The organism is Moorena producens PAL-8-15-08-1 (assembly GCF_001767235.1).
Classification (GTDB): Bacteria; Cyanobacteriota; Cyanobacteriia; order Cyanobacteriales; family Coleofasciculaceae; genus Moorena; species Moorena producens_A.
In genome coordinates this window covers 6,232,359-6,257,232 of sequence record NZ_CP017599.1, presented here as the reverse complement: position 1 = coordinate 6,257,232, position 24,874 = coordinate 6,232,359, and the positions used below count along the sequence as shown (strand labels likewise).

The window sequence follows — 24,874 nt, the reverse complement described above, 5'->3', positions numbered from 1 at the left end:
AGGGATTTTGAGGTAGATTAGCGAGCTATTAGTAGTTGATTTAAGTTGGGCTTCCTTTATCCCTAATTTTTTTCTATTATTTTAATTTCTATTATTTTATTTCCTATTATTTTCACGTTTATTTGCTACTAATGATTTTATCATAAAAAGCTCACCATCATTGATGGCTTTATATGTGTGATTGATATCTATATTAAAAAGGTAATTGGTATCATTTGTTTAAATTTTTACTAGCCTGAAAAAACCGAGGATTAAAATGACTAAGCAAACATCTAAACCAGCTTTAAAAATTATTCCCCTAGGCGGACTCCATGAAATTGGCAAGAACACTTGTGTTTTTGAATTCAATGACGAAATCCTGCTCTTAGATGCTGGGATTGGCTTCCCTAATGATGAGATGCATGGAATTAATATCGTCCTCCCCGATATGACCTATCTACGGGAAAATCATCACAAAATCAAGGGCATGATTGTCACTCACGGTCATGAAGACCATATTGGTGGCATTCCCTATCATTTAAAGCAGTTTGATATTCCCGTGATTTATGGACCCCGCTTAGCCATGGCATTACTTCAAGGCAAGCTAGAAGAAGCTGGTGTAGCTGACCACACGGAATTGAAACGTGTAATGCCCCGTGAAACGGTACGTATCGGTTCTTCATTCCTTGTAGAATTTATGCGCAACACTCACTCGATTGCTGATAGCTTTACCATTGCCATTCATACGCCAGTGGGTGTGATTATCCATACAGGTGATTTCAAAGTTGACCATACCCCTGTGGATGGAGAATTCTTCGATTTCCAAAGACTAGCGGAACATGGGGAAAAAGGGGTCTTGTGCTTGATGAGTGACTCGACTAACGCCGAAGTTCCCGGACATACTCCATCTGAACGTTCGGTTTATCCGAATCTAGAACGGGCCATTGCCCAAGCACCAGGACGAGTCCTAGTGACTACCTTTGCCTCCTCAGTTCACCGGATAAGTATAGTCCTGGATATCGCCCAAAAACAAAACCGGAAGGTGGCTATTGTGGGTCGTTCCATGCTGAATGTGATTGCCCACGCTCGTACCCTGGGTTACATTAAATGCCCAGATAACTTGTTTGAGCCGTTAAAAGCCGTTAAAAATATAGCACCAGAAAAAATTCTGATTCTGACAACGGGTTCTCAAGGTGAACCGCTAGCCGCAATGACTCGTATTTCTAAAGGGGAACACCGGGAAATTCAAATCCAAGCAGGGGACACAGTGGTCTTCTCTGCCAACCCCATTCCTGGTAATACAATTGCGGTGGTGAATACCATTGATCGGTTAATGAAGCTGGGAGCCAATGTTGTGTATGGTCGTAAGCATGGCATTCATGTTTCTGGTCACGGTGCTCAGGAAGACCATAAACTGATGTTGGCTCTAACACGACCAAAATTCTTTATGCCGGTGCATGGTGAACATCGGATGCTAGTTCAACATGCCAAGATGGCTCATAGTATGGGTATCCCTGTGGAAAATACTGTGATTACCGACAATGGGGATGTGGTGGAGTTATCTGAGGACAGCATTAGTATTACAGGTAACGTCCCCTCAGGTATTGAACTGGTAGACCGCACTGGTATTGTTCATGACAATGTTTTGAAAGAACGTCAGCAGTTGGCTGGAGATGGAGTAGTGACTGTAGCTGCAGCAATCAGTTGGGATGGCAAACTCCTTGCCAAGCCAGAAATTCATCTGCGGGGTGTGGTCTCACCGTTAGAAACATCCCTCCTGCAACAGTTGGTGATCAAAAGAATTGAACGGACATTAAGCGATCGCTGGTCAGATTTTGATAAATCCTTGACAGGCAAACCGACGGAAATTGATTGGGAAGGCTTGCAAAAGCAAATTCAAGCTGACCTCCAGCGTTTAGCTCGCCGGGAACTCAGGAGTCGTCCGTTGGTGGTGTTCTTGCTGCAAACCCCAGAGGAACCACCAGTTAAGGTCACAGGTACACGACGTCGGCGCTCTACTGCCAAGGTGGCATCATAAGCAGAAGGGTAAAGGTTCGCCGTTGGCGTCCTTTTTCCCTTATTTTCGTCCTTAATTCCCAAAAAGACTGACTTCAACACTCAGAAACAACTAAATGTTGAAGTCAGTCTTTTTTTTTATGACATTAGAGCCACTGATGAGTTATTCTAATAGCAATGATGAGTTATTCTAATCAGTGTGATTACTCAATCCCTATTGCCAAATTGCCAAAGTTCCGTAAGACTGACCAAGCTTGGTCCTTACGGATCTTGGCAGCATATCAGTAGATGCAGTTAATTACACAGATAAGCTAGTTTCACAGATAAGCTAGTACACACTAAACTGATCTATTCGAATTGGTCACAGCTTTTTGGCAGTTGATGCTTAACCCTTAACAGTCAACTATGTTTTAAGCGCGCTACTTGAAAAGCTGCCCTTGCCAGCTATCAGCTCTGATGCCCCTGTAGCGAAGGAGCTGACGCTGGAGTACTAAACCAAAAGCTCAGTTTATGTCCCTCGGAACTATCGCGCACCAATGGCTCCAATTGAGTAGCGTAAATGGGTATTAGCTTACCTGGTTTACACTAACTGCTATCTATAGGATTTTTCCTAACCTAGTCATGTTTGTGTCGATTGACTATATATATTTAATTCGATTTTAAGATCAGCTGCTGATATCCAGCGGCGAAAAGACCCTATTCCAATAGTGATAGGGTAAGGACAAAAAAAAGGCGGTATGCCTGTAATAACCATCAAGATCGGCTCTCCTCAGACAGAGGGGGGGTGTTATCTTGCTCTGGCAAGATATACATAAAAATGATCCTCTGTCAATCCGGTATGAGAAAGATATCTTGTGTAGTTATATTACAGGCGACTCGATTACCGCCTACTAGTAGTATCACAGGTAAAAGACATGAGTGTATCTGATTATACAATAAGTAAGCTAATCATTACAAGTCGGGTTTGGATTAACCCAGGAACAGATTCCTCCAAGATTACAATTCCTGCTTTACTCGGCAAGACCAGGAAGACTTTTGATCTGCTGGAGTCATTACGGCAGTGGCTGAACCAAATTGAGGTTGATAACCCCAAATTAGCCCACCGTCTCTGCCGACTAATTCCAGCCCAGTGTCCTTTTGAACGGCAGATTAAACTGTTCAATCGCACTCTACTTCGGATTCCACCATTGTGTAAACTCAATCCTGTCTATGATGAAGTGGTAGCCCTGCGCTTCCGAGCACTGTCTTATCTGGCCGATGAATGTGGTGAAGATATCACCTGTTACTGCTAAAATTCCGAAACGAGAATTTTAGCTGCAGGCGTCGGGAAACCGTGCCTATTAGAAAACATCATGGCCATTATTGCCCTAAAAGCCTGGTATCTCCAAAAGTACGAACCCATCAAAGAATTGGAGAAACGCCACCATGACCTGCGTTTGAGCAAAAATAGTTTGCTTAAGTCAGGCTTAAGAGCAGATTTTTTGGATGATAGCCAGGATGTGAAAAACTCTGAATGGTTTAAGCGTTACCTAGCAGGGGAAACAGTCGAGTTCTACATAGAAGGTAGTGGGGGCTATGCTATTTCCAATATTGACTTGATTTCTCACGAGATTTACTTCACGAAGCGAGAGGTAATGGCGCAACTGTCGCCAATAATCTTTGTGAGTTACCAGAACGAATACAGTGCCTCTAGTGAGGCTTTGCGTAGCACCCTGTCAGATACCCTAGACACCTTTAATCAGCGATCGCGTTTACCCCTAACCCTAGAAGAATCCCGACGCCCAATTGGTGAACCAATGCGCCTGGGTAGTACCCAGATGCGCAAAATCCGCAAAAGTCTCGTATTCATTGCTGATGGCACTCCGGTGGCTGGTCTAGCAACGGAAAACAAACCGTTACTGATTCCTAGTCCCTATGTTTGTGTGGAAATCGGCTACGCTTTGACGGCTAAGCCGACGGAACAGATTTTGCTAGTGAAGATGGAACGACCAGATTTACCAGGACAGTTTCCTTTTGATCTGCCTAGCTACCAGCAGCTGATCTACCAAAGTCCACAGGAACTGCGCCAAATGTTGCCAACGGTGATGGAAAATTTGCTAAAACGGTTTAATTTATCAATCTAAGTAGTCTGTGGATGTCAAGCAAGACTGATGGATAAAGGACAAAGGACGTTTCATGGGATTTAGTGTATTGGGAATCCCTTTGACCTTTGTCCTTTGACTTTTTGCCTTCCCCTTCAAGGTCGCTGATAATAGTTGGGATGGATTAAGGAGAATTTTCTATGCCAAGAACCCCAGACGAGTACGCTGTTTACATTCTTTTGTCAAGTGGTCACCGGGAAGAAGTACGGTTTCCCACAATTCAAGACTTTCAAAAGTGGTACAGTGGCACAGTCGTTCCCAAAAATGACTCTAAAGAGTTCATTAAGGTACCCATTAAAAATATCCAAGGGGAGTACATGGTAGTACGTCCTGCTTGTATCACTGCTATCCGGGTGGAACCTATTTTCTCTGGTAGCGTCGAACGTTTTTAATACAGCTTCACTGCTTTGACTGGGCAATAGCTGGTGATTGAATTCTTGGCAAGTATGAGAAAAACTCTAACTCGGATTTCCCTGACCATAGGAATAGCCCTCCTACCGATTAGTGGTGCTGCAGTTGCTAGTGTTCCGCTGCAAGCGGTTCAACTAGAGACTGTTCAGTTCAATCAGGATCCATTGGGTTTAGATGAACAGCTGTGGAAGCGTCCTGGTGCTCAGTCAGGGGACTGGCGAGTGATGTTGAGGGCGATAGACAATAGCTTGCGTTATCTGAAAACCCCTAGTGCTGCTAAGGCTTACCAAAACTATTCCGTACCAGGAGTAACTCGCGATCGCGTCCGCCGTTCTCTAGTCCGTTTCCGCCAACTGCTGATCAATTCCCCTACTCCTCAAGCGTTGCAAGCTGCCATCCAACAAGAGTTTGTCTTTTACAAGAGTGTGGGGAAGGACAATCAGGGAACTGTTGGGTTCACGGGTTATTTTGAGCCAGTGTATGCTGGGAGTCGCACACCTAGTGCTGAGTATCGCTATCCCCTTTATGGACTACCCTCTGATTTCCAACGTTGGCAAAAACCTCACCCAACCCGTGCGGCATTGGAAGGATGGGATGGTTTAGGGAAAAATAGCCCACTACGAGGGAAAGAACTAGTTTGGTTACGTGATCGCTTAGAGGCGTTTTTGGTTCACGTTCAGGGTTCAGCGCGAGTTAGAATGCCGGATGGCACCTTGATGAGCGTGGGCTACGCTGGTAAGACGAGTCATCCCTACACTAGTATTGGGCGACAACTGGTTAACGATGGCAAGATGGAGCTAGAAGGACTGACCCTGCCTGCGGTGATCGATTATTTCCGCACTTCACCGACGGAACTGAGTCAATATTTACCCCGCAATAAAAGTTTTGTGTTCTTTCGGGAAACCAGGGGAGCACCTGCTACCGGTAGTCTTGGTTTGCCAGTAATGGCTGAGCGCTCGATTGCTACCGATAAATCTATCATGCCTCCAGGAGCCTTGGCTCTTATCCAGACTAGTATTCCTTATCCCAATGCTGTGGGTCAGTTGGAATCTAGGCTGGTCAGTCGCTATGTGTTGGATCAGGATACGGGCAGTGCGATTAAAGGGCCGGGTCGAGTGGATATATTTATGGGTACTGGTAAATTGGCAGGTAATCGGGCAGGGCTGATTAATGATACAGGAGAGTTGTACTATTTGTTGCTTAAAAATTAAGACCACAAAATAGTGCTCAAGCTTTAACTATAAACTTGAACTATTAAAAAAAACTTTAACTATCAAACTATACATAAAATTATACATAAAAATTTACTCTAAAACACACCTGATCGCCTACATTACCCGTTGAAACTGAGAATAAAGGCTAAAAAAACGAGGTAGGTCAATATGAGTGGTTCTCAAGGGTCAAACCAAAATTATTTCAGTCAGCTTGATGTGGTTGCTGTGATGTTTTTCAGTTCTTTTGTACTTGGCTTTATTCCTATTAATATTGCTTTTAACCAAAACCTACCAGTTAATGAAGATTTTGTCAATCCAACAGAAGTAGAACTTTGGGGGGGTGAACTTTCCCCCGGCTTAAAGCACGGGGGCAGCCCGTTAACCTAATTTCCCTTATCAATCTCCCACAGTGGCAATTGTTGAATTGGGTCTAACTGGACATTCTTTAACCCTGACTGGGCAAAAGCATATTCCTTTGGTTGCCATAAGGGTATTAAGGGTACATCCTTTGCCAGCAGTTGTTGAATCTCCGCAAAAATCTGCTTTCGAGCGGCTGGATCTGATTCCCGACGCTGTTGCTGAATCAGTTGATTCATGCGATCGCTATAATAAAATGACCCCTGAGAGCGACTGGCTCCAGCTTCACACCCTTTCCCAAGGGAACCTTTAGTACAACTAACTAAAGGCTGAATAAAGTTATCGGGGTCAGAAAAGTCAGGATACCAATCGACTAAGGCACTCTGATAAACTCCCTTACCTAGATTGCCAAAGAAATTCGCTGACTCCACAGTTTGGGGCTGGATTTCCACAATCCCCCCAAGTTCCTGGGCAGCATATTCTTTGAGAAGACTGGCAAGTTGTTGCCGGGTTGCTGAACCTGAGGAATACCAAATTTCGAATTTCAACGGATTGTCTTTAGTAAATCCCACTTTGGCTAGCAGTTCTTTGGCTTTGGCAATATTACCGTCACCGTAGGCGTCTTTAAAGGTTGGCTTGGAAACATCAAAGCTAGTGGGAATGATACTAAAAGCTGGTGCAGCTTGGTTTCTTAGCACCCGCTCGTTGATCAGGTTACGATTAACAATGGCAGCGATCGCTTGTCTGACTTCTGGTTTATCCAACGGTGCCATCTGAGTATTGAGCACCATGTAGTTAATATTATTGCTGGGAGATTCTATGACTTGCCAACCGCCAGACGCTGCTCCTTTTTGCAAACTGAGGATTTGATCGGGATCTAAACTTTGATAACCAATGTCTACAGCACCAGTTTTGATGGAATTGAATAAATTAGCGGAATTGGTGAGGATTTGAACGTTTAATCCCTGATTGAGGGGTTTTTTCCCCCAATAGTCTTCAAACACATCTAGGCGAATCCCATTAGGACTAAACTTGACTAGTTTATACGGACCAGTGCCTACAAATTTGGTCGGTTCAAATTTACCACTACCAATTTCATAGGCATTGGGGGAAACAGCACAGGTTCCAGAGAAAGCTAACAGTGCTGGAAAGGCAGCGAAGGGATTTTTGAGTTTAATCGTGAGTTTGTACTCTCCAGAGGGTTCAATCGAATCTACCAAACCTTCCAGTAGAGAAGAGGGCTTGCCACCATTTTCGATAAACCGACGCAAGGAAAATGCCATGGCTTCAGCGTTAAATGGGGTGTTATCATGGAACACTACACCTTGGCGTAGGGGAATGGTGTAAGTTAAGCCATCCTTGCTGATGGTAGGCATAGCAGTTGCCAGTTGTGGCACTAATTCTGAGGTACCCAGCTTGTAGGTATAAAGGCGATCGCCTAAGCTGTAATGGATGTTACTAGCTGCTAGTTCGTAGGCATCGGCTGGATCGAGAGTTCTGGGTTTTAGGGTAGTACCGATGGTGAGTCTATTACTGTTACTGGTGCTTGAGGAACCTGTCTGTTGATTGTTGGGAGAACCACCACAACTAATAATTAGGAAGCAGCTACAGAGGAATAAACCTAGGAATTTGGTAGTTGACCAGTGTTTGCGGGATAGGGGAAACCAGTTCATGCTTAGGTAATTGTGATTAGCGACGAGTAATTTATTATCGTAGCTATCTTATAATCCCTTGCCAAAAATATAGCGTTGTAGAATACAGGGATGATTGATTGAGAGGGGGGTTCTTCCGTAATTAGTATGCTAATTTAGCATAAAAAATAAATTATCAAAATATAAAAGCTATAGCAATTATACGACTTGTGAGGTACAAATTTCTGGTTTTTAGGGACTGAGGCCGTTGGCCACGCGGGGCGCGTTCGGAGCAGGGACTGAGGCCGTTGGCCACGCGGGGCGCGAACGGAGCAGGTAAGAGGGAAAAGGGAAGAGGGAAGAGGTAAAAAATAATGTGTACCTCATGAGTCCTAGAAACGCTATATATAACCTAGTAGGTTGATTTAATTGAATTTAACACTTTAGTATAACAGGTACCGAAGAGCCATATTAGTTAATCCTCCATCCTAAGTAGTCAAACACAAGCTGATAGCTGATAGCACCTCAAGTAGCATCTCAAGTAGCGCATTACCTGACAGCTTACCTAATTTCTTAAGAATTGTTACAAAAAAACTAATTTCGTATAAAAACACCCAGCTTAACCTGAATAACTAATTAGATCCCATAACTCGTAGCTAACTAGCGTTGGATGAAAACACTTCCCCACTTACTAAACTCAGCACTCAGCACTCAGCACTCAGCACTCAGCACTATTGTCAAATCGGGATTTAATGGGAATATCAAACACAGGTATGGCGATATGTGGCAACCCAACATAAAACATCTTACCCCAGAGCAAGAGACTTTAATTTCATTTTATAAAGAAAAATGGCACAACTTATCTTTATTGACTGGAGCTATTGATCGTCACGAAGCAACAGTAGCCGTAAACGCTGCCTATACAGCCATTGGCAAACCAGTACCAGATATTGTTTTTTGTGATAGCCCTTATGGTTTTTTTAAAATTATCCTGAACCAACTCCAGCAACACATTGACAGCCAATTAAAGAGTCAACTCCAGCCACGACTAGAAAGTCAATTAATCAGTCAACTACGGCAACATCTCAACACCCAACTCGGCAAAGAACTCCAACAAGAGCTACTCTACCAACTCGGGCGGAAGCTGAACATTAAACGGATTAGCCGTCAACTTGAAGAGAAACTGTGGCAACCCTTGGACACTTCCATGGGAACCCAACTACACAGGCAATTGCAAAACCAATTGTTATATGAACTAGATACCTCAACAGTTAGCCAACAGCGAATTCGAATTGGCTTGCAAGTACTTGAACAACTGGGGACTGAATTGAGACTATTCATGTCACCCTTATACTGGAGTATTTACAGTAGTCGCTTTGACTTTTATATTTCCGTCTTAAATTGCCCTCACCATCAAACCACATGGGAAATATTCCAATCACTAGTCAAACACTGCAGTTGGATGTTTCCATTTGAAAACATCTGCTTCGTTTGCGATCGCCCAACCAAGCTCTCATTTGACACTCAACACCGCCTTCATAGAGAAGGACAGCCAGCCATGGAATTTGCTGATGGTTTCAGCTTATACTCCTATCACGGCGTGACACTACCAGAAAAATACGGGACACTCAACCCGAAGCAGTGGCAAGCTGGGTGGCTTTTAGAAGAACCCAACGCTGAACTTAGGCGAGTCCTCATTGAAGGAATTGGTTACGCCCGAATTTGCCAAGAGCTAGAAGCACAGCGATTGGATTCCTGGCAAGAATACACCCTATTAAAAATTAATAACGATATCGATATCGAGCCAATTTTTCTACTCAAGATGACTTGTCCTAGCACCAACTTTGTTCACATTATACGAGTGCCGCCTCATGTAGAATCAGCCCGTGAGGCAATTCGCTGGGTAAATTGGAATACTGATCCAGAGGAATTTTTAGTCCAGACTTGAGTCCAATTCAGGTTAATATCAAGTGGTTAATACCAAAGTTGCCTTCAAAGATAGCACCATGTCTTGATGCAAAGCGCGAGTGGGGGAAACCCCCGCAGGTCGGCGCTGCATCGCTTCCCTATGAGCAGGGAAAAGAGGAAGCAGCACTTAAGCAGCGACTCTAGCTGTAGGGTGCCTTAATAATGCATCCTAAACGATCAGCGCCTTTGTGGCCCAGTTTTGCCTAAGTCCTGAACTTGCAGAAATGGTGCAACTGTTTTGTGCTGGAAGGGTGACCTTCAAGCTACCCGACAAGGCACGCCTGGGCAAGAACAACCTTCAACCTTGAAAATGTATATGGGAGTCAGGATTGTTTTAGTAGAACCCGCTGGTCCATTGAATGTGGGTTCTGTAGCGCGAGTGATCAAAAATATGGGGTTATCCCAGCTGGTGCTAGTGAATCCTCAGTGTGACCATCTCAGCCAAGAAGCACAGCAGATGGCAGTGCACGGGGTAGATATCTTAGAAAAAGCCCAAGTCGTAGCAACCATACCAGATGCCTTAGTCGGGTGTCAAAGAGCGATCGCAACCACTGCTCGTAGCCGCGCCATCCCCACTACTCTCGAACATCCCAGAACCGCCTTACCCTGGTTATTGTCAGCTGGCGTAACCTCTGCCCTGATTTTTGGCCCTGAATCTAGGGGATTGAGCAATGATGAACTCAATCATGCTCAGCGGTTTGTCCGGATTCCCACTAGTTCCACCTATCCAGTCTTAAACCTAGCCCAAGCCGTAACAGTTTGCTGTTATGAACTTTATCAATATCAACTTTATCAAAGTACACACCAGCCATCACCGGTCCCAAGTCAACCCTTATCCCCCGCTCCCCCCTACCAAGATTCTGCTCCTTTAGACCAGATAGAACGCTACTCTAACCATCTAGAAGCCCTATTATTGAAAATTGGTTATCTTTATCCCCATACCAAAACAGCACGAATGGAAAAGCTGCGACGTCTATTAAACCGAGCAACCCCCACCACAGAAGAGATCAACATGCTCAGAGGAATGCTCCGCCAGGTAGAATGGGCCCTACAATTTTTGCCAAAGTCTGGGGTAGATGATCCATCAAAACCAAACCAGTCCTAAAATAGGCTTGCATAGGTTGTATTGGAGGTTTGATAGATGGGGGCTTCAACTGTTGGTACTAGATCAAAACTCTGTAATCGGAACACTCAAGAAAAACTGAAAGGGAAGCTTGATAGCGCTACATCCATTAAAGTTCTCTCCCTTATCATTAGACCATACTCAGAAAATTCCGAGAACTAGCAGATTGTTTCGGGTTTTATGTATCTGGTAAACCTCAGCCTAAGATTCAGCAGTGGAAAAACAACAGAAACCAACCTCCTCCCGCCGCCGCCCGCGTCGCCACCTTAGTAAACAGCCACAAGCTAAGGACATTAAACCCTCCAAATCCCAACCAAAACAGAAAGCGCGCCGCCAAAGCTCATCCGCAAAATCACATAAATCTCGGTCAACTCCGCCACCTACCCCCCGTACCCGTGCTCGTCTATCCCGTTCACCAAACCCTTCTGCAATTCGCTCCAGTCAATCCCAGCTAAGGGTAGCATACCGAACACCCCAGTTACCAAACCTTCGTAGAAGACTCAATCCCTTTGCTACATCAGCATCCTCATCCTTGCCCACCATAACCAATTCTCGTAATCCAATTCGGCAACGTCCTCAGCCACAATTAGTTGCTGATTTCTCCCCTAAATCCTCCAAAACAAGCCAACTAAAAGCTAGACTACCCCTCCCAACCCCCAATCACCAATCTGTACAAATTCGGAGAACTCGCCGAGAGCGCCGTTCCGAAAACTCCTCTACCAGGCTATGGATTTTGATTATCCGTTTGCTGATTGTGGGAATTGGTCTCGGAGCGATCGCAGGTACCGTATTATCGAGCTTGGGTACTGCTAGCCAACCATCTACCAAAACCACAGACAATGCTCCCATTGAAGTCCAGCAGACTTTGAGTCAGACAATTAGTTCTCAATTGAAACCCCTGCTGCTCAACAAATCTCCCTTACAAAAACAAATTCAAACTCTAGTAAAGCAACACCCCCAATTGCAACCCGGAATCTTCATCCATGATCTCGATACCGGTGCTTTCCTAGAATCAAATAGCCGTCTGATTTTTCCTGCTGCTAGCACCATTAAGTTACCAATTCTAATTGCTTTCTTTCAGGATGTAGATGCAGGCAAAGTTTTCTTAGATGAATATATAACCATGAAACCAGAGATGATTGCTGGTGGTTCTGGAAACATGCAATATCAAAAACCAGGCAAACAGTACAAAGCTCTGGAAGTAGCCAACAAAATGATAACCATTAGTGATAACACGGCTACGAATATGCTGATTGAACGTCTTGGTGGCATCGAAGTTCTCAATCAACGATTCCGCTCTTGGGGGTTGAAAAAAACTGTACTGCGCAACCCCCTACCAGATTTGCCAGGAACAAACACCACTAGCCCAAGAGAACTGGCTAGTTTGATTTTTCACCTTGAGCAAGGTAAGTGGATTTCTCCCCAATCTCGTACTGACCTGATCAATATTATGATCCAAACTAAGACCAACACACTATTACCCCAAGGACTAGGTAATGGTGCCACCATTGCCCATAAAACTGGCACCCTTGGCCGACTTCTGGCCGATGTAGGTTTAGTAAAAATGCCCAACGGCAAGCGTTACATTATCAGCGTAATGGTCAAACGCCCCTTTAATGATGCCAGTGCCGAAAAACTGATTCGCACCATTTCTCGACAAGCCTATGACTACTTTAATAATTAGTCATTTCTTAATTACCGGTTAAACCTTGAAAGTTGACTGTTGAAGGTTGACTGCTGCCTTTGATCCATCTGCCACTGACAACTGATCTAGAGATTGCCAGATTTTAGATAACAAAGTATCCAAGCCGATTTTAGCAACAGCTGAAATCGAAAAAACTGGTACCTGAGTAAGCTGATTTAGATAAGTAGACACCTCATCGATCATGTCTTGATCAACCGCATCTACCTTATTAAGGGCAAGAATTTGGGGACGCTCTGGCAATTCTCTCCCATAGGCTTGTAACTCCTGTTGAATGGTTTGATAATCAGCAATCGGGTCAGCAGCAGTAATATCAATCAAATGCAGTAACAAGCGAGTGCGTTCGATATGACGTAGGAAGTCGTGACCCAGACCAATACCTTGATGAGCTCCAGCAATCAACCCAGGAATGTCAGCAAATAAAGTACCATCCCCAGTTGGTTTACGGACCACACCTAAATTGGGAATCAAAGTGGTAAAGGGATAATTGGCTATCTTGGGTCGTGCCGCTGACAGTGCTGAAATCAGAGTAGACTTACCAGCATTAGGTAGACCAATAATGCCTACTTCCGCCAGTAACTTCAACTCCAAGCGTAACCTCAGTTGCTCTCCAGGTAGTCCAGGTAACGCATGCTCTGGTGCGCGATTGTGATTACTCAGGAAATGCCGATTTCCCAAACCTCCTTTACCGCCTTTGGCAACACAAAGCATTTGCTGAGGTTTCACCAAATCCCCCAGCATTTCTCCCGTGTCAGCATTGTAGACAACCGTGCCACAGGGAACTTCAATAATGCGATCGCTACCATTTTTTCCCGTCCGATTATTAGGGCCTCCCCGACCCCCATTCTCAGCTCGAAAGCAATGGGCGTATTTGAAATCTAGCAACGTTTGCAGATGCTCTATAGCATTGAAAATCACGCTACCCCCCCGACCACCATTACCCCCCGCCGGTCCTCCAGCAGGAACATACTTTTCCCGCCGAAACGCCACAATTCCATCGCCCCCGTTACCAGCTACAACTTCAATTTCTGCTTGGTCGATAAATTGCATAATTAGTTTTTAGTCCTTAGTTTTTTCTTGACATCAGTCAGTTGAACCCATTTCGCTTAATTAATCTAACTAAGAATCACCAATGACTAATGACTAGTCACCAATGACTAATGACTAATCACCAATCACCAAGCACCAATCACCACTTATAAATATGCTGAAACATCTTCACCACAATCATCGGCTAAATAAGATAAAGCCCGGAAGCGCAAGCCGACTAACTGATCATAAAGAGGATTAAGCTTACACATCGGTGGGATGTGGACGATTTTGTGATTAAATAGCTTCACGTCCCGTTCAAACGGACACTGAGAAGGAATCAGTTTGCACATAAATCGAGCGACCCGTGGGTCATTAACATCCATACCATCTAACCAATCCCGCATTGGCTGTAGAATATCTGAATGGGGATGGTCAGAACTTCCTGGTTCTTGAGCTAACGCATCAACAGAATCGCTTTGCTCAGTTGCCTTACCGTCATAAAGAGTTACCTGCAGTGATTCAAGAGCCTCAACCTTATGACCTAGTGCTTCACAGAACTGGTCTAGAACATCAGCTTCAGTCGCAGAGTACACCCCATCTGCCAAGGCTACCATTACAGCAGTTCGTAGAAAATTCTCTGCTGTTGTGTTATCCTTACCTAAAGCTGCTGCCAGTTCTTCAGGAGTAATGGGTTTATCAAAAGACTGCAAATCAGTGCCAGGAGCCAATGTCTCTTGGGTGATTTGAGCCATAACCTCTTGTTCTTCTGGGTCAAAGTGACCATCAGCCCAGGCAACGGCAAATAAACCCCGCAGCCAAGCTGAAATTTGTTCTTCGGTGTAGGTAGCAGAGCTGGAAATAGCCATAAATACTTAAAATCAATCTCCTAACACTATTTTAGGAGCAATCACAATAACTTAAGCTCCTGAAGCTTGAAGCCTATAACATCAAAATAGCAATCGGATTAAGAAGTATCGACCAATTGTAATTCTGAGATATTCGTGACTCTAGCAGAATTTAGTCTTTTCTTAATGTCAGTCCTAACCAGTGCTACTGGACAGTTCTTGCTCAAAACTGGAGCCGAAAAGCTGGAAAAAGTTAACGCTAGCAATTGGCTAGATCAAATTTTCAGTATACCCAAGACCCCAGAGATTCTAGCAGGGTTAAGTTGTTATGGTTTAGGGGCACTCGCATACATTTTGTTGCTGACCAGGGTAAATCTCAGCGTTGCTGGTCCTTCAGTATCCTTGACTTACGTCTTCTCCGTACTGATGGGCTATTTTTTCTTTAAGGAAACCATCCCCCTTAGTCGTGCCGTGGGGTTGGGTGTGATTATCTGCGGTGTAATGTTGGTAATTTGGAAAAGATAAGTTAGTCATTAGTCATTTGTCAAGACCATGGATGTAAGCCTCTTGTGTACCCGGCCCGGCTTTTTTAGGGGGTAATAGGGGGATACCATCCAAGCAGACAAGCCTTTTACCTCCTCAAGACTGACCCACTCAGATCTGTAAAATCAGATCTGTAAAACTGCTGTAATTCCCTATTGCCGGTTCTTTCCAGAGCCGAAGTTCCCTATTGGCTAAAACCTGAATTTCTCGATCACCTGGGTAAGTCCTACTTGTGATCGACACACATAACTTATTCATAATTTGGACATCATGAAAACGCGATCGCGGACAGCCGGTAGCAATACTGTAAATAATCACTACTCTAACTATTACGGCAATGGCCAGAAAAAATCAACTGAATGAATTAGATTATTTACCTGCTATTAATGTACATTTGCTAGAGCGTAGAATATCTTGTGTAACCGTCCCTAGGATTGTAGATGCCATTCATGCCGCTTGCGTTGAAGACAGAAAAATAACCGTAGCTAACTATAACGTACATAGTTTTAATCTTTCGATGCAGCTACCCTGGTTCTATGAATTTATCCAAAGTGCATAAATCGCCCATTGTGACGGTATGGGTATCTTAAAAGCCCTTCAGTTTATGGGGTACAATTTATCACTAAAATACCGCGCTTATTAGACACTATTACTGCCAAAATGGCTGGATAATGTTAACCAAAATAGCTTGTTAATTTTTCTGCTGGGGTCAAAGCCTAAGCATCTAGAAACAGCCCTTACTAACCTTAGACAACAATACCCCAATATTATTGTCAATGGTCACCACGGATATTGTGATAAAGAAGACCCCAGCCAAAATCAAGAGATAATTAATAAAATTAACCAGACAAAACCTAATATTTTATTGGTAGGCATGGGTATGCCAATTCAATAAAAATGGATTTGGCAGCATCGTAGTCGTCTTAATGTCAATGTGTTCATGCCTTGTGGTGCAGTGATCGACCGATTGGCAGGTTTGGTTCCTGACTGTCCAGAATTTATTTCCAATCTTGGTGGAGAGTGGCTTTATCGTTTATCCCGTGAACCCAAACGTCTGGCAGCTCGCTACTTACTCGGTAATCCAGCCTTTTTCTTTCAACTTGCTCTAGCTAAATTTTATGCACAACCTTTGAGAGTAGAGAAGAAGGGGTACATGCTAAATGGACAAAAACACAGTTTAGGCGAGCCTGTCAGCCTTCTTTCACCATTACCTCAGGGAATGAACTAGCAAAATCAGGATGCACCTGATCTGCAGCTGTTAGCGAGTTCTAGTCAGTAAACTCAGAATAACTGATAAAATTAATTTTAATTTTATTAAAATTAATTTTGTCTCAGTCATGGTGCAAGACCACCATGATCGTGATTCATACCAAGTGATACTAAGTTGCATTTATAGTTAGCACTTTCATCCCATCACCCGATCACCCGATCACCCCATCACCCGATCACCCCATCACCTTTTGAGGAAGATACTATCTTTGATTCCAACTTAGTATCACTTGCCCATTAGCTACGCTTGACGTTTACAAAACACTTGGTATGTTTCAGGTATATTTCGGCATTTGAGAGTGTCGGTTCACTGATCACTATTGACATAGGCAAAATGCTGTGAATACCTTGGCAGCATTCCCCCAGTCAGCCTGCGGCCAAGCTGGGGGTCTTATGTAGTGTATAGTTGTATCCCAATTGTATAGACACCACAGAGGTAATTCACCAACCTTCCAAGATCGGGAGAGAGTTTTGGAGTTTCCACAAAGACACTGCTTTCATGATCGATAATTTTTATGCTTGAGAGTAATAGTGTTACTTTTTCTCCACTAATGGGAATTCTGTGATTAGATAGTCTGAGATTTCTCACTTAGCCAGGGCAATGCTTTTATTGCCCGTTTTCTAATTACTCTTTTCAATGCTAGTCCCATTAGGGAGCAGGTCAAACTTGCAGAACAAATGAACTACTTGACAAAATGATGAAATTGATGTTATCTATGTCTGGCTACCTAAAAAATTAAGAATTAATCCCAAAATGACCCCTGAAAAGCAAAAAGAGCTCAACGAGTATCTTCAAGCAATTGCCAAGATTCTTTATGAGGACTCTGATCCGACCAAACTAGACACAATGGCGGGAATAGAAGAAACTGTGAGAGAGAAAACTTTAGATTAGATCACACCAAAAATCGGTTTTTTTTTATCAAAGAAACGACAAAAACCGAGGCCGGAAGACTGAGAACATTAAAGAGTATCATTGGAAAACTACCAATAACCGAAAAGCAAGCCATCCGATTAAATCTCGAAACTAACCAAAGAATAAGTCCCTGTTTAGAGCAGTGTTGTGTTCGAGCAAGCGCCAATGTATCTTATGAGAATGCTGCCAGAGATATTGAATACTATACAGGAATTAAAATCTCAGCCAAAACACAACAAAGGCTAGTACATCGCTATAAATTTCCTGACAATGACTGTAGTAAAGATATTGAAGAAGTGAGTGTAGATGGAGGAAAAGTAAGGTTAAGAACGCCAAAAAAAGGAGAACCTTGTCTCTGGAAAGATTATAAGGCAATCTGTGTGAATAAATCCACGAGAAAAGCTTGGTTTTTAGAAAATGAGGAATTAATAAATTGGGTGAATCAGCAACGGTTATCAAACCCACTGAATTGCCTGGGAGACGGGCATCCTGGGATTTGGAATATTGTTAAACAATTTAATTGTCCAGGAAAAAAACGGGAAATTATTGATTGGTTTCACTTAGTTGAAAATTTACATAAGGTCGGTGGTTCACTGAAAAGATTGAAAAAAGCTAAAAGTTTATTGTGGTTAGGTAACGTTGATGAAACTCTTAACTTGATTTCTGCTTTGACTAAAAAACAAGCCGAAAACTTCTGTAATTATTTACAGAATCATCGAGAGCGTATTATTAACTATAAATACTATCAAGAGAATTCAATTTGTTCCATTGCTTCAGGAGCTGTTGAATCTACAGTTAAACAAATTGACCGACGACTGAAGATTTCTGGAGCACAGTGGAAACCTGAAAATGTGCCTCAAGTTCTCAAACATCGATGTGCTTATCTCAATAACAATCTTTAAGCAGGTTTTCAGTAAAAACACGCTTCATTAACTAACGAGAAAACTCACTCTTATCGGACCTGTGAATTATCCCAAAACTCATGAAATTATTCACAGATTTGGCCTAGTTGAGGGATTATAATAGAACTCGCCCATTAAATTCAACTCTATTCAAAATACTAATAGCACATCGCTCCGCACTTCACAGTGTAGGACATAAGTGCCGATCAACAGTCTCTTTTATGTTTTATTTAGATAAAGCAGACAACAGATAATCTACCTCTAGTACAAATGCTCTGCATAAGTGACATGCTCCCTCCCATTAACTGCTTATCTATCCTTACTTTTCCCTTGAATAGCAAAATCAGAGTAGTTAGGAACACATAGATATGGCAAGGCAAAACACCCAACACTGGATTAGGTGGGTTTTTAGGAGCTTAGTTTCAATATAGGTCAGATGGATCACACACTAGCCAAGATCATCAATACATCCCAATACGTATCATTTGATATCTTTGATACCGCAATTATACGCAATGTTTTAGAGCAAAGTGATGTCTTTACACTGGTTCAAAAGCAATATGATTATTGTCATTCCGAGTTATTACCAAATTATCCTAAGCTTAGACAAAAAGCATAAAAAAAATCTAGGGACAAACTCTGGAGACGAGAACAGGTCTCAGAGGTTGTCTGAGAAGTATCATTTGCTACATCCAAGCCCCCGTTGGTCCCCATCTGTAAAAAAGCGAAGCATCCGCTAATTCCCCACAAGCGAGGGATTGCTCGCTTGGGGGGTTAGGGGGGCGGGGGACTTTTAGAAGCAAATTGACTCTTCCCCCAAATTTGGGTGGCTAGGGGGGCAAAATTCAGTATCAAAAAACTTTTCATATATCCTCTCAGAAGTTACCTTGGATACCATATTTGAGTGTTTGGTAGAAGATTTTGGACTTAATGACCAAACCGCACAAATACTAAAAAAATTGAAATACAAACCGAAGGGGATGTTTGCAGACGTAATGAATTTATTTTTTCGGTCTATAACTATTGCCGAAAAATTTCTAAACAGATTATTTTTATCTAAGATATGTATCTCCCCCTATCGGTGATCAATAAAATTATTCATTCGGCAGGCTATGATGATAGTGAAAAGCTATTTTTATCCTCTACTATAGGCAAAACTAAATTTAGAGGAGATATTTATGGATATGTTGTTGAACAGCTAGGATGTAACCCAGAAGATATCCTTCACATTGGTGATAATTATCAGTCTGATATTTTAAATGCCAAAGCCAATTGCTTATTAATTTGTTTAATAAAAAAATACAGATATCTATCAAAATCTCTTGGTTCCAAAAGGAAAAGTTTCATCAGCTTAACAAAAACAATCTCTTGAAAGTTCATTTTATCTAGCAACCATTATCAATCAGTATTATTGTGATACTCAGGAGAATCAAACTAGTTACGAAGAGTAATTTTGGTATAACTTCGGGTTTAAGAATGTTGGAATCCTTTTTTTTAGTTTCATGAATTGGTTGCTAGATGCAACCACTAAAGATGGCATAGACAAAATTTTATTCTTATCCCGTGATGGTTATATCATGCATAAGGTTTATTACCTGCTAGCCGGATATAGAGATAATAGTCCAAGGGCAGAATATATGTATGCCTCAAGAGGAGCTCTCAATATTCCTAGCATCTTTGAATTAAACGATGTAGCGATGGATTTTTTAGCGAGTGGAACGGGTATCTTAACAGTTTCACAGTTTTTAGAGCGAATTGATATTGACCCTAAGCAATATCAGCAATAAATTCAAATGGCTGGTTTTTTAGATAGCCATCAAAAGCTTAAAACTAAAGAAGATTATATCCTATTTAATAATTTATATGAATTCTTAAATAGTGAGATTAGACAGTTATAAAACTCTGAATTATTTTTTTAAAATTACATAAAATTTATTTTTATTTCGATGATCAAGAAATAGCAATAGATGATGATGACGAATGGATGCCCCAAAAACTAGAACTGCAACTGGAAGCTGCTAATTGTTCCCAATACAAATACCCCATTGTCAGCTGTTACCTAATTGCTCGGACTCCCCAAGAGGATTCGATTTGGCCGAGAATAATTCCCTCTAAATTAGAACCAATGAGTTAATATCTATTTGTTCGCAATACCTTATTCCAGGGAGAAGCAGTAATTCAAGGTTCAACTATTTTTACATCCAAAGAGTTATTGCAAAAAATCCCCCCCAGGAGAAGCGGTGAGGTTCACGAAGATTGGGACTGGCTGTTACGGGCCACTACTTTGGAAGAGTTAGGAATTGAGTTTGTGACTGAACCATTGTCAGTGTGGTATTTAGGATAAAACCGTCCTAGTATTAGTAGCACTACTAAATGGCGGAATTCATTAAACTGGATTCAAAAAGTACAAGACTTAGTCACACCCCGTGCTTACGCATGCTTTATCTTGACAGAGGTAAGTTCAAGAGCCGCCAATGCTTGTGAGTGGAACGCATTTTTTCCCCTTCTCTGGGAAGCCATTCGCCATGGCAAACCCCTACCTATGGATATAGGTTTGTACATAGGTATGTGGCTACTCTCTCCCAATACTCGACGCTGGTTGCGAAATTTACTGACTAAGAATCCTCAGCCATTAACAACTTGAGCAAAAAATCAGGTCATATCAAGTCCGCTTTTGTTATTTGTCATTTGTAGTGTTCATAATCGAAGGTTGTTTTGGGTAATCGGTAACAGAAATAGGCAAGGGGTAATCGGTAATGGTACAGGAGTAATCGCAATTGCCAATTACCCATTACCTCTTACCTATTACCCACGCCTTACAATAACGATGCTACCGGAGTGGATCTAAAAAATTAATATAGCAATCTACCCTGCTAGAACCGTCTTCTACGGTTTCGGAGTCTTCGACGTTCCCGATGTCTCGCAATTTCTTTACGTTTGCGTTTTTGTGCAAATGTCTCAAAATGACGATTCTTTTTCATATCGGCAAAGATGCCGGCTTGGGAGACTTTTCGCTTAAATCGACGTAGGGCTGACTCTAAGTGCTCATTTTCACCAACCACCACTTGGGTCATTCAATGTCCTCCTGTTTTGATCGCTTCCGTGGTCGAATAACAAGTCATCATTCATCCCATAAGAACAGGACAGGGCAAACCTCTGATTGACTGACAAAACTCCTACAACTGACGGAAGGTGTTGGCATCCGGCCAGTTTTTAAAACGAATGGCTCATATCTCAAGTCCGTTGAAAATCATAATATTGCACCTGGATAGCCTGCACTAGTCTATGGCAAGGAAATCCGAATTAAGCCTGCCAAAAGCAGGCTATCAAATCCTTATTTTTTCCTTACTCCTGGTCAAGCGGACTTATGATGGTGTATCTCGACGCTTCAGCCTGCAGAGTTTGCTACAATATCTCCCTTAAAACTGACTTTAGCTATGAGCCGTGGAATAAATGATATTGTTGCTTAACTCACACACTACAACTAGTGTGATTCTCAAGCTGAACACTGCCTATTCGGGTTTTCCTACTTTAGGTCTTAAACGTTCATACTTGTCTGAATCAAAGACTTTAAGATGCCTTCAATCCACTTATAAACAGCAATCCTACACACACTAGTATCTTTCAACTAGAGATTGGGCTTGCTTTATCCTACCAAAATTACTCCCTAAATTCTGACGCGCAGGGTAGAACTAGACAGGGGTAAAACCCCTGCCCTGGGCTCAGACCTGAGAATTGGGTTTTGATTTAGATCAAAGCGAGCTTAGTAGCGACGAGCGCCGAAGTTATCACCTCTGCCGCGACTGCCCCCACCAAATGAGTTTCTTTTTTCCCGAGGTTTGGCTTTATTGACTTTGAGCTCACGCCCCATCCATTCAGCTCGATCAAGCTCTTCAATGGCCTTCGCTTCTTCCTCCTCTGTGTTCATTTCCACAAAAGCAAAGCCCCTTAATTTACCTGTTTCGCGATCGGTGGGCATGTGAATTCGCTTGATTTGGCCATATTCTTCAAACACNNTTTTCAGATCCCTTTTTGTCACGTCAAGTTAAAAGGTTACCAATGTAGACAGACATACAANTCTCTCCAAAATTTGANTTTGTNGAGATAGAAAATTTTGAGAGNTATGCTTAGCAATTAANAAACAGAAGAAACCTGTCAACNANTGAAAACAAGAAAAAATGAAACCGATACCTATACTCGCCTTTTATGNATAACATAGACATTAAGGTGACTAATTNCCNCGTTCTTGGTTGTGCAATGTAAGTTGTGCAAATTAGNNGTCGCTAGAATTTTAATTGTATAGTTGCCAGTTTTTTAAAAAAGTTTTCATACCCCACTCCTTAACTACNGCCCCCNCACAGCTGGTTTCATTATAGCCNNAAATCTCGATAAACCAGGGAAGGTGGCAAAATTTTANNGACTGAGCTTTTGGAGGAACNCTNATCGAGCGTNGTNCCTTTATCANCCCATTTGGGGNTAAGCCCAATGCTANATAGCTNTTCNAANCAAAAGTTTTTATAGTTATGTAAAATTTTGTTTCAAATTTTGTTGCCATCTGTACTGGAAGCAAGGATGGGTGATTTTTTAACACTACTTTAATGTACAATCCGTTGATTTTAAGAAAACTCAAGNTAATTGTCTNANTGATTAATCCTGATTATGTCTTTTAAGCATAACTAAATAGTGCAAGGNTTTCCAGGGGTTTGTGATTGGTCCTTATGGCGTGCTCCCAAGCTGTTCACTTTGTGCGATGGCCTCCTGAAATTTGACNGCAAAAGGTTCTGATAGTATGAGAAAATNTATTTTCTGCTTAAATATCCAGCCTGCTACGGGGACGCTTTCGCGTNGCATGGGGAAACACAAATCCCTGTGTTGCTAACCCAAAAGGTCCCTTATTAAGCACCTTCCCCATNAACATACCACACACCCCAGCANTTCCCCNAACGGGTACTTAAAACCCAGCTTATAAANNCCTCAAAATNATGAAATCTTACACAAACCTANACATCGGTCTGGAAGTCNAATTTCCTGCTTCGTTTTTNATAACGTAGGAANGACGGCTTTTGCTNACTCGAGGCGGAGGGGGGGGAGGAGNAGATGAAGNTGATGTGGNANTCNTAATTTCCCAAATTGGTAAGCAANTTTTTTTTTAAATTCTTTTTTTNNNCAANNNGGGGAAGAGGGGAGGGGGTTTGACAGTTTTTTTTTTGACTNGAATAATATCCAATGTAAATGCGCAACAGTTTNATCAATTGATGAAGNGGAAAAAGCNAAAAGCAATCCAGNCATTACCGACCTGNTTNAAGCAGGGCTGTTTNATTGTCGAATNAAATGGAATTTCTGGGGGAGATNAGGAAAAGGGAGATAGGGGGATAGGGAAATAGGGGAAATAGGAGAAAGGGAGATTTTTNNTAATNAAAAAAAANGTATTGTTAAACCTGAAAAANACCTTTTCTCCATTACCTCAGTTACTTTTACACCNNATGAANTTGACAATTTTTTGAANGANCAATTTTANACCCNGCCCTGATAANGGAGGGAAGNAANAAAAAGNAAATTTTTTNAAAAAAAACTCTNTTNTTNNNCGCAATTATACGAAATTTTTACTAGATTNTATCTNACTTAAATAAANANCTAAAAAAAANNCNNAAANTTTNGTNAAAAAATTTTCAATAATTAACACTATACTTGAATCATATAAAAATTATTTAAGTAAAATTTNAGAATGATTTTAATAGTTTCATTACCCTNAATTAAATTATTAAAATAGAAAAATNTTTTTTATTTTTTTCATAATAAAAAATAAATTTAAATTTATNAAATGTTNTAAATATGAATGAATAAANNAAATTAAGATAGNGAATTTAAAANNANNTNAAAATAGGATTGNGGGNAAANGCAACNNGCAACNANNCAACAAACAACAGTAGAAAAAAAAATGCTTTTTTTTTTTTTTTTTAATNAGAAANAGGATTGGATTTTCATGATCTATTTGGTTTAGCTATATATAGTCGAATTNAANAAAAATTAAGTGGANTAGGATTTGGAANNTGGGGANTGAGAAAATTGATNAATATATTTTTCNCCNCTCNTCCCCANCNCTTTTCATNATTAAATTGTAGTTTTTAANAATAGAANTTGNAATTANAAATAGGAGTTTTGAATGATTNCTTCAGCAAAAGTCAGTGTTTGTCGTTCCTGCTTATAACGTTCGCTNTTACATTTGGTAAGCGCTAANNTCTGTTGAGCGTTAGNTCTTTATCGAGAATTTGAAGTCCTNATTGTTGACGACGGCTCTACTGATGANATCCGCTGAANCTGNTTAACCGTTTTGNTNGCCGAGATTCNGTTCTTNCAGTTNTTGCAGGAAGNCCAATGGAGGAANNTCATCGGCTCGTAACTNATGGCATCCGTCATGGNTCNGCTAGCTTACATTGCTCTANCTTGATGCAGANNAATGTNTACAAATAGANCAATGTTAGCNTAACCNNGTGGCTGTACTGGATCGGGAAGCAGAGGTAGGGGTTGTCTACAGTGCTTCACAACCAATCCGTGATGATGGAAGTCCCATGATCATGCGTCTGAGTGGTAAGCCAGTTATGTCTGACCCACTCAAGCGCCCTACTGTGCAAGAATTTCATTGGTCATGGTTCTAATGGTGTATTCCGAAGCTGTCTAGTGGATGAAGTCGGGGAATTTGACGAAGGGTTACGCAGTTCAGAAGATATAGATTTCTGCTTAAGAATTGCCGCTACGGGACGCTGGCGTTTTGATCGGGAGCCACAAATCCTGTGTTGCTAACGAGTTCGTCCTTATGGACTTTCTTTT

19 protein-coding genes and 3 pseudogenes are annotated in these 24,874 nt (G+C 41.9%); 17 read left to right on the top strand and 5 right to left on the bottom strand.

What is annotated here, in order from left to right; genetic code table 11:
• Positions 1 to 256: 256 nt before the first annotated feature.
• The 6 genes from BJP34_RS22855 to BJP34_RS22830 all read left to right on the top strand — a co-directional run bounded on the left by BJP34_RS22855 (position 257) and on the right by BJP34_RS22830 (position 6,148).
• Positions 257 to 2,017: a ribonuclease J gene (locus BJP34_RS22855; RefSeq protein WP_070394324.1), complete on the top strand. Its 1,761-nt coding sequence runs from the start codon at positions 257 to 259 to the stop codon at positions 2,015 to 2,017.
• An 892-nt stretch (positions 2,018 to 2,909) separates the two neighbouring features.
• Positions 2,910 to 3,287, top strand: coding sequence for a Mo-dependent nitrogenase C-terminal domain-containing protein (locus tag BJP34_RS22850; RefSeq protein ID WP_070394323.1), 378 nt, complete (start codon positions 2,910 to 2,912; stop codon positions 3,285 to 3,287).
• A 60-nt stretch (positions 3,288 to 3,347) separates the two neighbouring features.
• Complete coding sequence (locus BJP34_RS22845) at positions 3,348 to 4,118, top strand: hypothetical protein (protein ID WP_070394322.1); 771 nt, start codon at positions 3,348 to 3,350, stop codon at positions 4,116 to 4,118.
• A gap of 158 nt (positions 4,119 to 4,276) precedes the next feature.
• Positions 4,277 to 4,528, top strand: a complete 252-nt coding sequence (locus BJP34_RS22840) for a hypothetical protein (protein WP_070394321.1) — start codon at positions 4,277 to 4,279, stop codon at positions 4,526 to 4,528.
• Positions 4,529 to 4,582: 54 nt separating this feature from the next.
• Positions 4,583 to 5,758 carry a murein transglycosylase A gene (locus tag BJP34_RS22835; protein WP_070394320.1) on the top strand — a complete coding sequence of 392 codons (1,176 nt, stop codon included), beginning with the start codon at positions 4,583 to 4,585 and terminating at the stop codon, positions 5,756 to 5,758.
• A gap of 171 nt (positions 5,759 to 5,929) precedes the next feature.
• Positions 5,930 to 6,148, top strand: coding sequence for a hypothetical protein (locus BJP34_RS22830; protein ID WP_070394319.1), 219 nt, complete (start codon positions 5,930 to 5,932; stop codon positions 6,146 to 6,148).
• Here the strand turns inward: BJP34_RS22830 and BJP34_RS22825 are convergent.
• The gene (locus tag BJP34_RS22825; RefSeq protein ID WP_070394318.1) at positions 6,145 to 7,791 is read right to left on the bottom strand and encodes an ABC transporter substrate-binding protein; all 1,647 of its coding nucleotides are present in this window, start codon (positions 7,789 to 7,791) and stop codon (positions 6,145 to 6,147) included. The genes BJP34_RS22830 and BJP34_RS22825 overlap by 4 nt on opposite strands.
• Positions 7,792 to 8,419: 628 nt before the next feature.
• Here BJP34_RS22825 and BJP34_RS22820 point away from each other — a divergent pair.
• The 3 genes from BJP34_RS22820 to BJP34_RS22810 all read left to right on the top strand — a co-directional run bounded on the left by BJP34_RS22820 (position 8,420) and on the right by BJP34_RS22810 (position 12,524).
• Positions 8,420 to 9,697, top strand: a complete 1,278-nt coding sequence (locus BJP34_RS22820) for a DUF6745 domain-containing protein (protein ID WP_229423973.1) — start codon at positions 8,420 to 8,422, stop codon at positions 9,695 to 9,697.
• Between the two features lie 330 nt (positions 9,698 to 10,027).
• Complete coding sequence (locus BJP34_RS22815) at positions 10,028 to 10,822, top strand: RNA methyltransferase (RefSeq protein ID WP_070396833.1); 795 nt, start codon at positions 10,028 to 10,030, stop codon at positions 10,820 to 10,822.
• A 232-nt stretch (positions 10,823 to 11,054) separates the two neighbouring features.
• On the top strand, positions 11,055 to 12,524 hold the full coding sequence (locus BJP34_RS22810) for a serine hydrolase (RefSeq protein ID WP_070394317.1): 1,470 nt from the start codon (positions 11,055 to 11,057) through the stop codon (positions 12,522 to 12,524).
• 18 nt (positions 12,525 to 12,542) lie between these two features.
• On the opposite strand, the gene obgE is transcribed toward BJP34_RS22810, so the two are convergent.
• Positions 12,543 to 13,592, bottom strand: a complete 1,050-nt coding sequence (gene obgE, locus BJP34_RS22805; RefSeq protein WP_070394316.1) for a GTPase ObgE — start codon at positions 13,590 to 13,592, stop codon at positions 12,543 to 12,545.
• Between the two features lie 146 nt (positions 13,593 to 13,738).
• Positions 13,739 to 14,440, bottom strand: a complete 702-nt coding sequence (locus tag BJP34_RS22800; RefSeq protein ID WP_070394315.1) for a Mo-dependent nitrogenase C-terminal domain-containing protein — start codon at positions 14,438 to 14,440, stop codon at positions 13,739 to 13,741.
• A gap of 165 nt (positions 14,441 to 14,605) precedes the next feature.
• Here BJP34_RS22800 and BJP34_RS22795 point away from each other — a divergent pair, with 165 nt between their 5' ends.
• The 7 genes and pseudogenes from BJP34_RS22795 (at position 14,606) to BJP34_RS46085 (ending at position 20,180) form a co-directional block, all read left to right on the top strand.
• On the top strand, positions 14,606 to 14,944 hold the full coding sequence (locus BJP34_RS22795; RefSeq protein WP_202972011.1) for an EamA family transporter: 339 nt from the start codon (positions 14,606 to 14,608) through the stop codon (positions 14,942 to 14,944).
• Between the two features lie 355 nt (positions 14,945 to 15,299).
• Positions 15,300 to 15,521 carry a hypothetical protein gene (locus tag BJP34_RS47735; protein WP_229415409.1) on the top strand — a complete coding sequence of 74 codons (222 nt, stop codon included), beginning with the start codon at positions 15,300 to 15,302 and terminating at the stop codon, positions 15,519 to 15,521.
• A gap of 93 nt (positions 15,522 to 15,614) precedes the next feature.
• Positions 15,615 to 16,190, top strand: a pseudogene (locus tag BJP34_RS22790) (WecB/TagA/CpsF family glycosyltransferase).
• 795 nt (positions 16,191 to 16,985) lie between these two features.
• Positions 16,986 to 18,046, top strand: a pseudogene (locus tag BJP34_RS22780) (ISKra4 family transposase).
• Between the two features lie 1,081 nt (positions 18,047 to 19,127).
• Positions 19,128 to 19,418, top strand: a complete 291-nt coding sequence (locus BJP34_RS22770; protein WP_158517395.1) for an HAD-IA family hydrolase — start codon at positions 19,128 to 19,130, stop codon at positions 19,416 to 19,418.
• A 130-nt stretch (positions 19,419 to 19,548) separates the two neighbouring features.
• Complete coding sequence (locus BJP34_RS22765; RefSeq protein ID WP_070394311.1) at positions 19,549 to 19,833, top strand: hypothetical protein; 285 nt, start codon at positions 19,549 to 19,551, stop codon at positions 19,831 to 19,833.
• Positions 19,834 to 20,030: 197 nt separating this feature from the next.
• Positions 20,031 to 20,180, top strand: coding sequence for a hypothetical protein (locus tag BJP34_RS46085; protein WP_193431274.1), 150 nt, complete (start codon positions 20,031 to 20,033; stop codon positions 20,178 to 20,180).
• Positions 20,181 to 20,919: 739 nt separating this feature from the next.
• On the opposite strand, the gene rpsU is transcribed toward BJP34_RS46085, so the two are convergent.
• Together rpsU and BJP34_RS22755 are read right to left on the bottom strand one after the other, a co-directional pair.
• Positions 20,920 to 21,120, bottom strand: a complete 201-nt coding sequence (gene rpsU, locus BJP34_RS22760) for a 30S ribosomal protein S21 (protein ID WP_070394310.1) — start codon at positions 21,118 to 21,120, stop codon at positions 20,920 to 20,922.
• A gap of 689 nt (positions 21,121 to 21,809) precedes the next feature.
• Positions 21,810 to 22,119 (bottom strand): annotated as a pseudogene (locus tag BJP34_RS22755) (RNA recognition motif domain-containing protein).
• Positions 22,120 to 24,631: 2,512 nt separating this feature from the next.
• Between BJP34_RS22755 and BJP34_RS40640 the strand changes: the two are divergent.
• On the top strand, positions 24,632 to 24,847 hold the full coding sequence (locus tag BJP34_RS40640; RefSeq protein WP_149031122.1) for a hypothetical protein: 216 nt from the start codon (positions 24,632 to 24,634) through the stop codon (positions 24,845 to 24,847).
• The last annotated feature ends 27 nt before the right edge of the window (positions 24,848 to 24,874 follow it).

Bases quoted from the DNA above. Each gene is read 5' to 3' on its own strand.
- BJP34_RS22855 (WP_070394324.1), top strand. From the start codon at position 257: ATGACTAAGCAAACATCTAAACCAGCTTTAAAAATTATTCCCCTAGGC.
- BJP34_RS22850 (WP_070394323.1), top strand. From the start codon at position 2,910: ATGAGTGTATCTGATTATACAATAAGTAAGCTAATCATTACAAGTCGG.
- BJP34_RS22845 (WP_070394322.1), top strand. From the start codon at position 3,348: ATGGCCATTATTGCCCTAAAAGCCTGGTATCTCCAAAAGTACGAACCC.
- BJP34_RS22840 (WP_070394321.1), top strand. From the start codon at position 4,277: ATGCCAAGAACCCCAGACGAGTACGCTGTTTACATTCTTTTGTCAAGT.
- BJP34_RS22835 (WP_070394320.1), top strand. From the start codon at position 4,583: ATGAGAAAAACTCTAACTCGGATTTCCCTGACCATAGGAATAGCCCTC.
- BJP34_RS22830 (WP_070394319.1), top strand. From the start codon at position 5,930: ATGAGTGGTTCTCAAGGGTCAAACCAAAATTATTTCAGTCAGCTTGAT.
- BJP34_RS22825 (WP_070394318.1), bottom strand. From the start codon at position 7,791: ATGAACTGGTTTCCCCTATCCCGCAAACACTGGTCAACTACCAAATTC.
- BJP34_RS22820 (WP_229423973.1), top strand. From the start codon at position 8,420: ATGAAAACACTTCCCCACTTACTAAACTCAGCACTCAGCACTCAGCAC.
- BJP34_RS22815 (WP_070396833.1), top strand. From the start codon at position 10,028: ATGTATATGGGAGTCAGGATTGTTTTAGTAGAACCCGCTGGTCCATTG.
- obgE (WP_070394316.1), bottom strand. From the start codon at position 13,592: ATGCAATTTATCGACCAAGCAGAAATTGAAGTTGTAGCTGGTAACGGG.
- BJP34_RS22800 (WP_070394315.1), bottom strand. From the start codon at position 14,440: ATGGCTATTTCCAGCTCTGCTACCTACACCGAAGAACAAATTTCAGCT.
- BJP34_RS22795 (WP_202972011.1), top strand. From the start codon at position 14,606: ATGTCAGTCCTAACCAGTGCTACTGGACAGTTCTTGCTCAAAACTGGA.
- BJP34_RS47735 (WP_229415409.1), top strand. From the start codon at position 15,300: ATGGCCAGAAAAAATCAACTGAATGAATTAGATTATTTACCTGCTATT.
- BJP34_RS22765 (WP_070394311.1), top strand. From the start codon at position 19,549: ATGAATTGGTTGCTAGATGCAACCACTAAAGATGGCATAGACAAAATT.
- BJP34_RS46085 (WP_193431274.1), top strand. From the start codon at position 20,031: ATGCCCCAAAAACTAGAACTGCAACTGGAAGCTGCTAATTGTTCCCAA.
- rpsU (WP_070394310.1), bottom strand. From the start codon at position 21,120: ATGACCCAAGTGGTGGTTGGTGAAAATGAGCACTTAGAGTCAGCCCTA.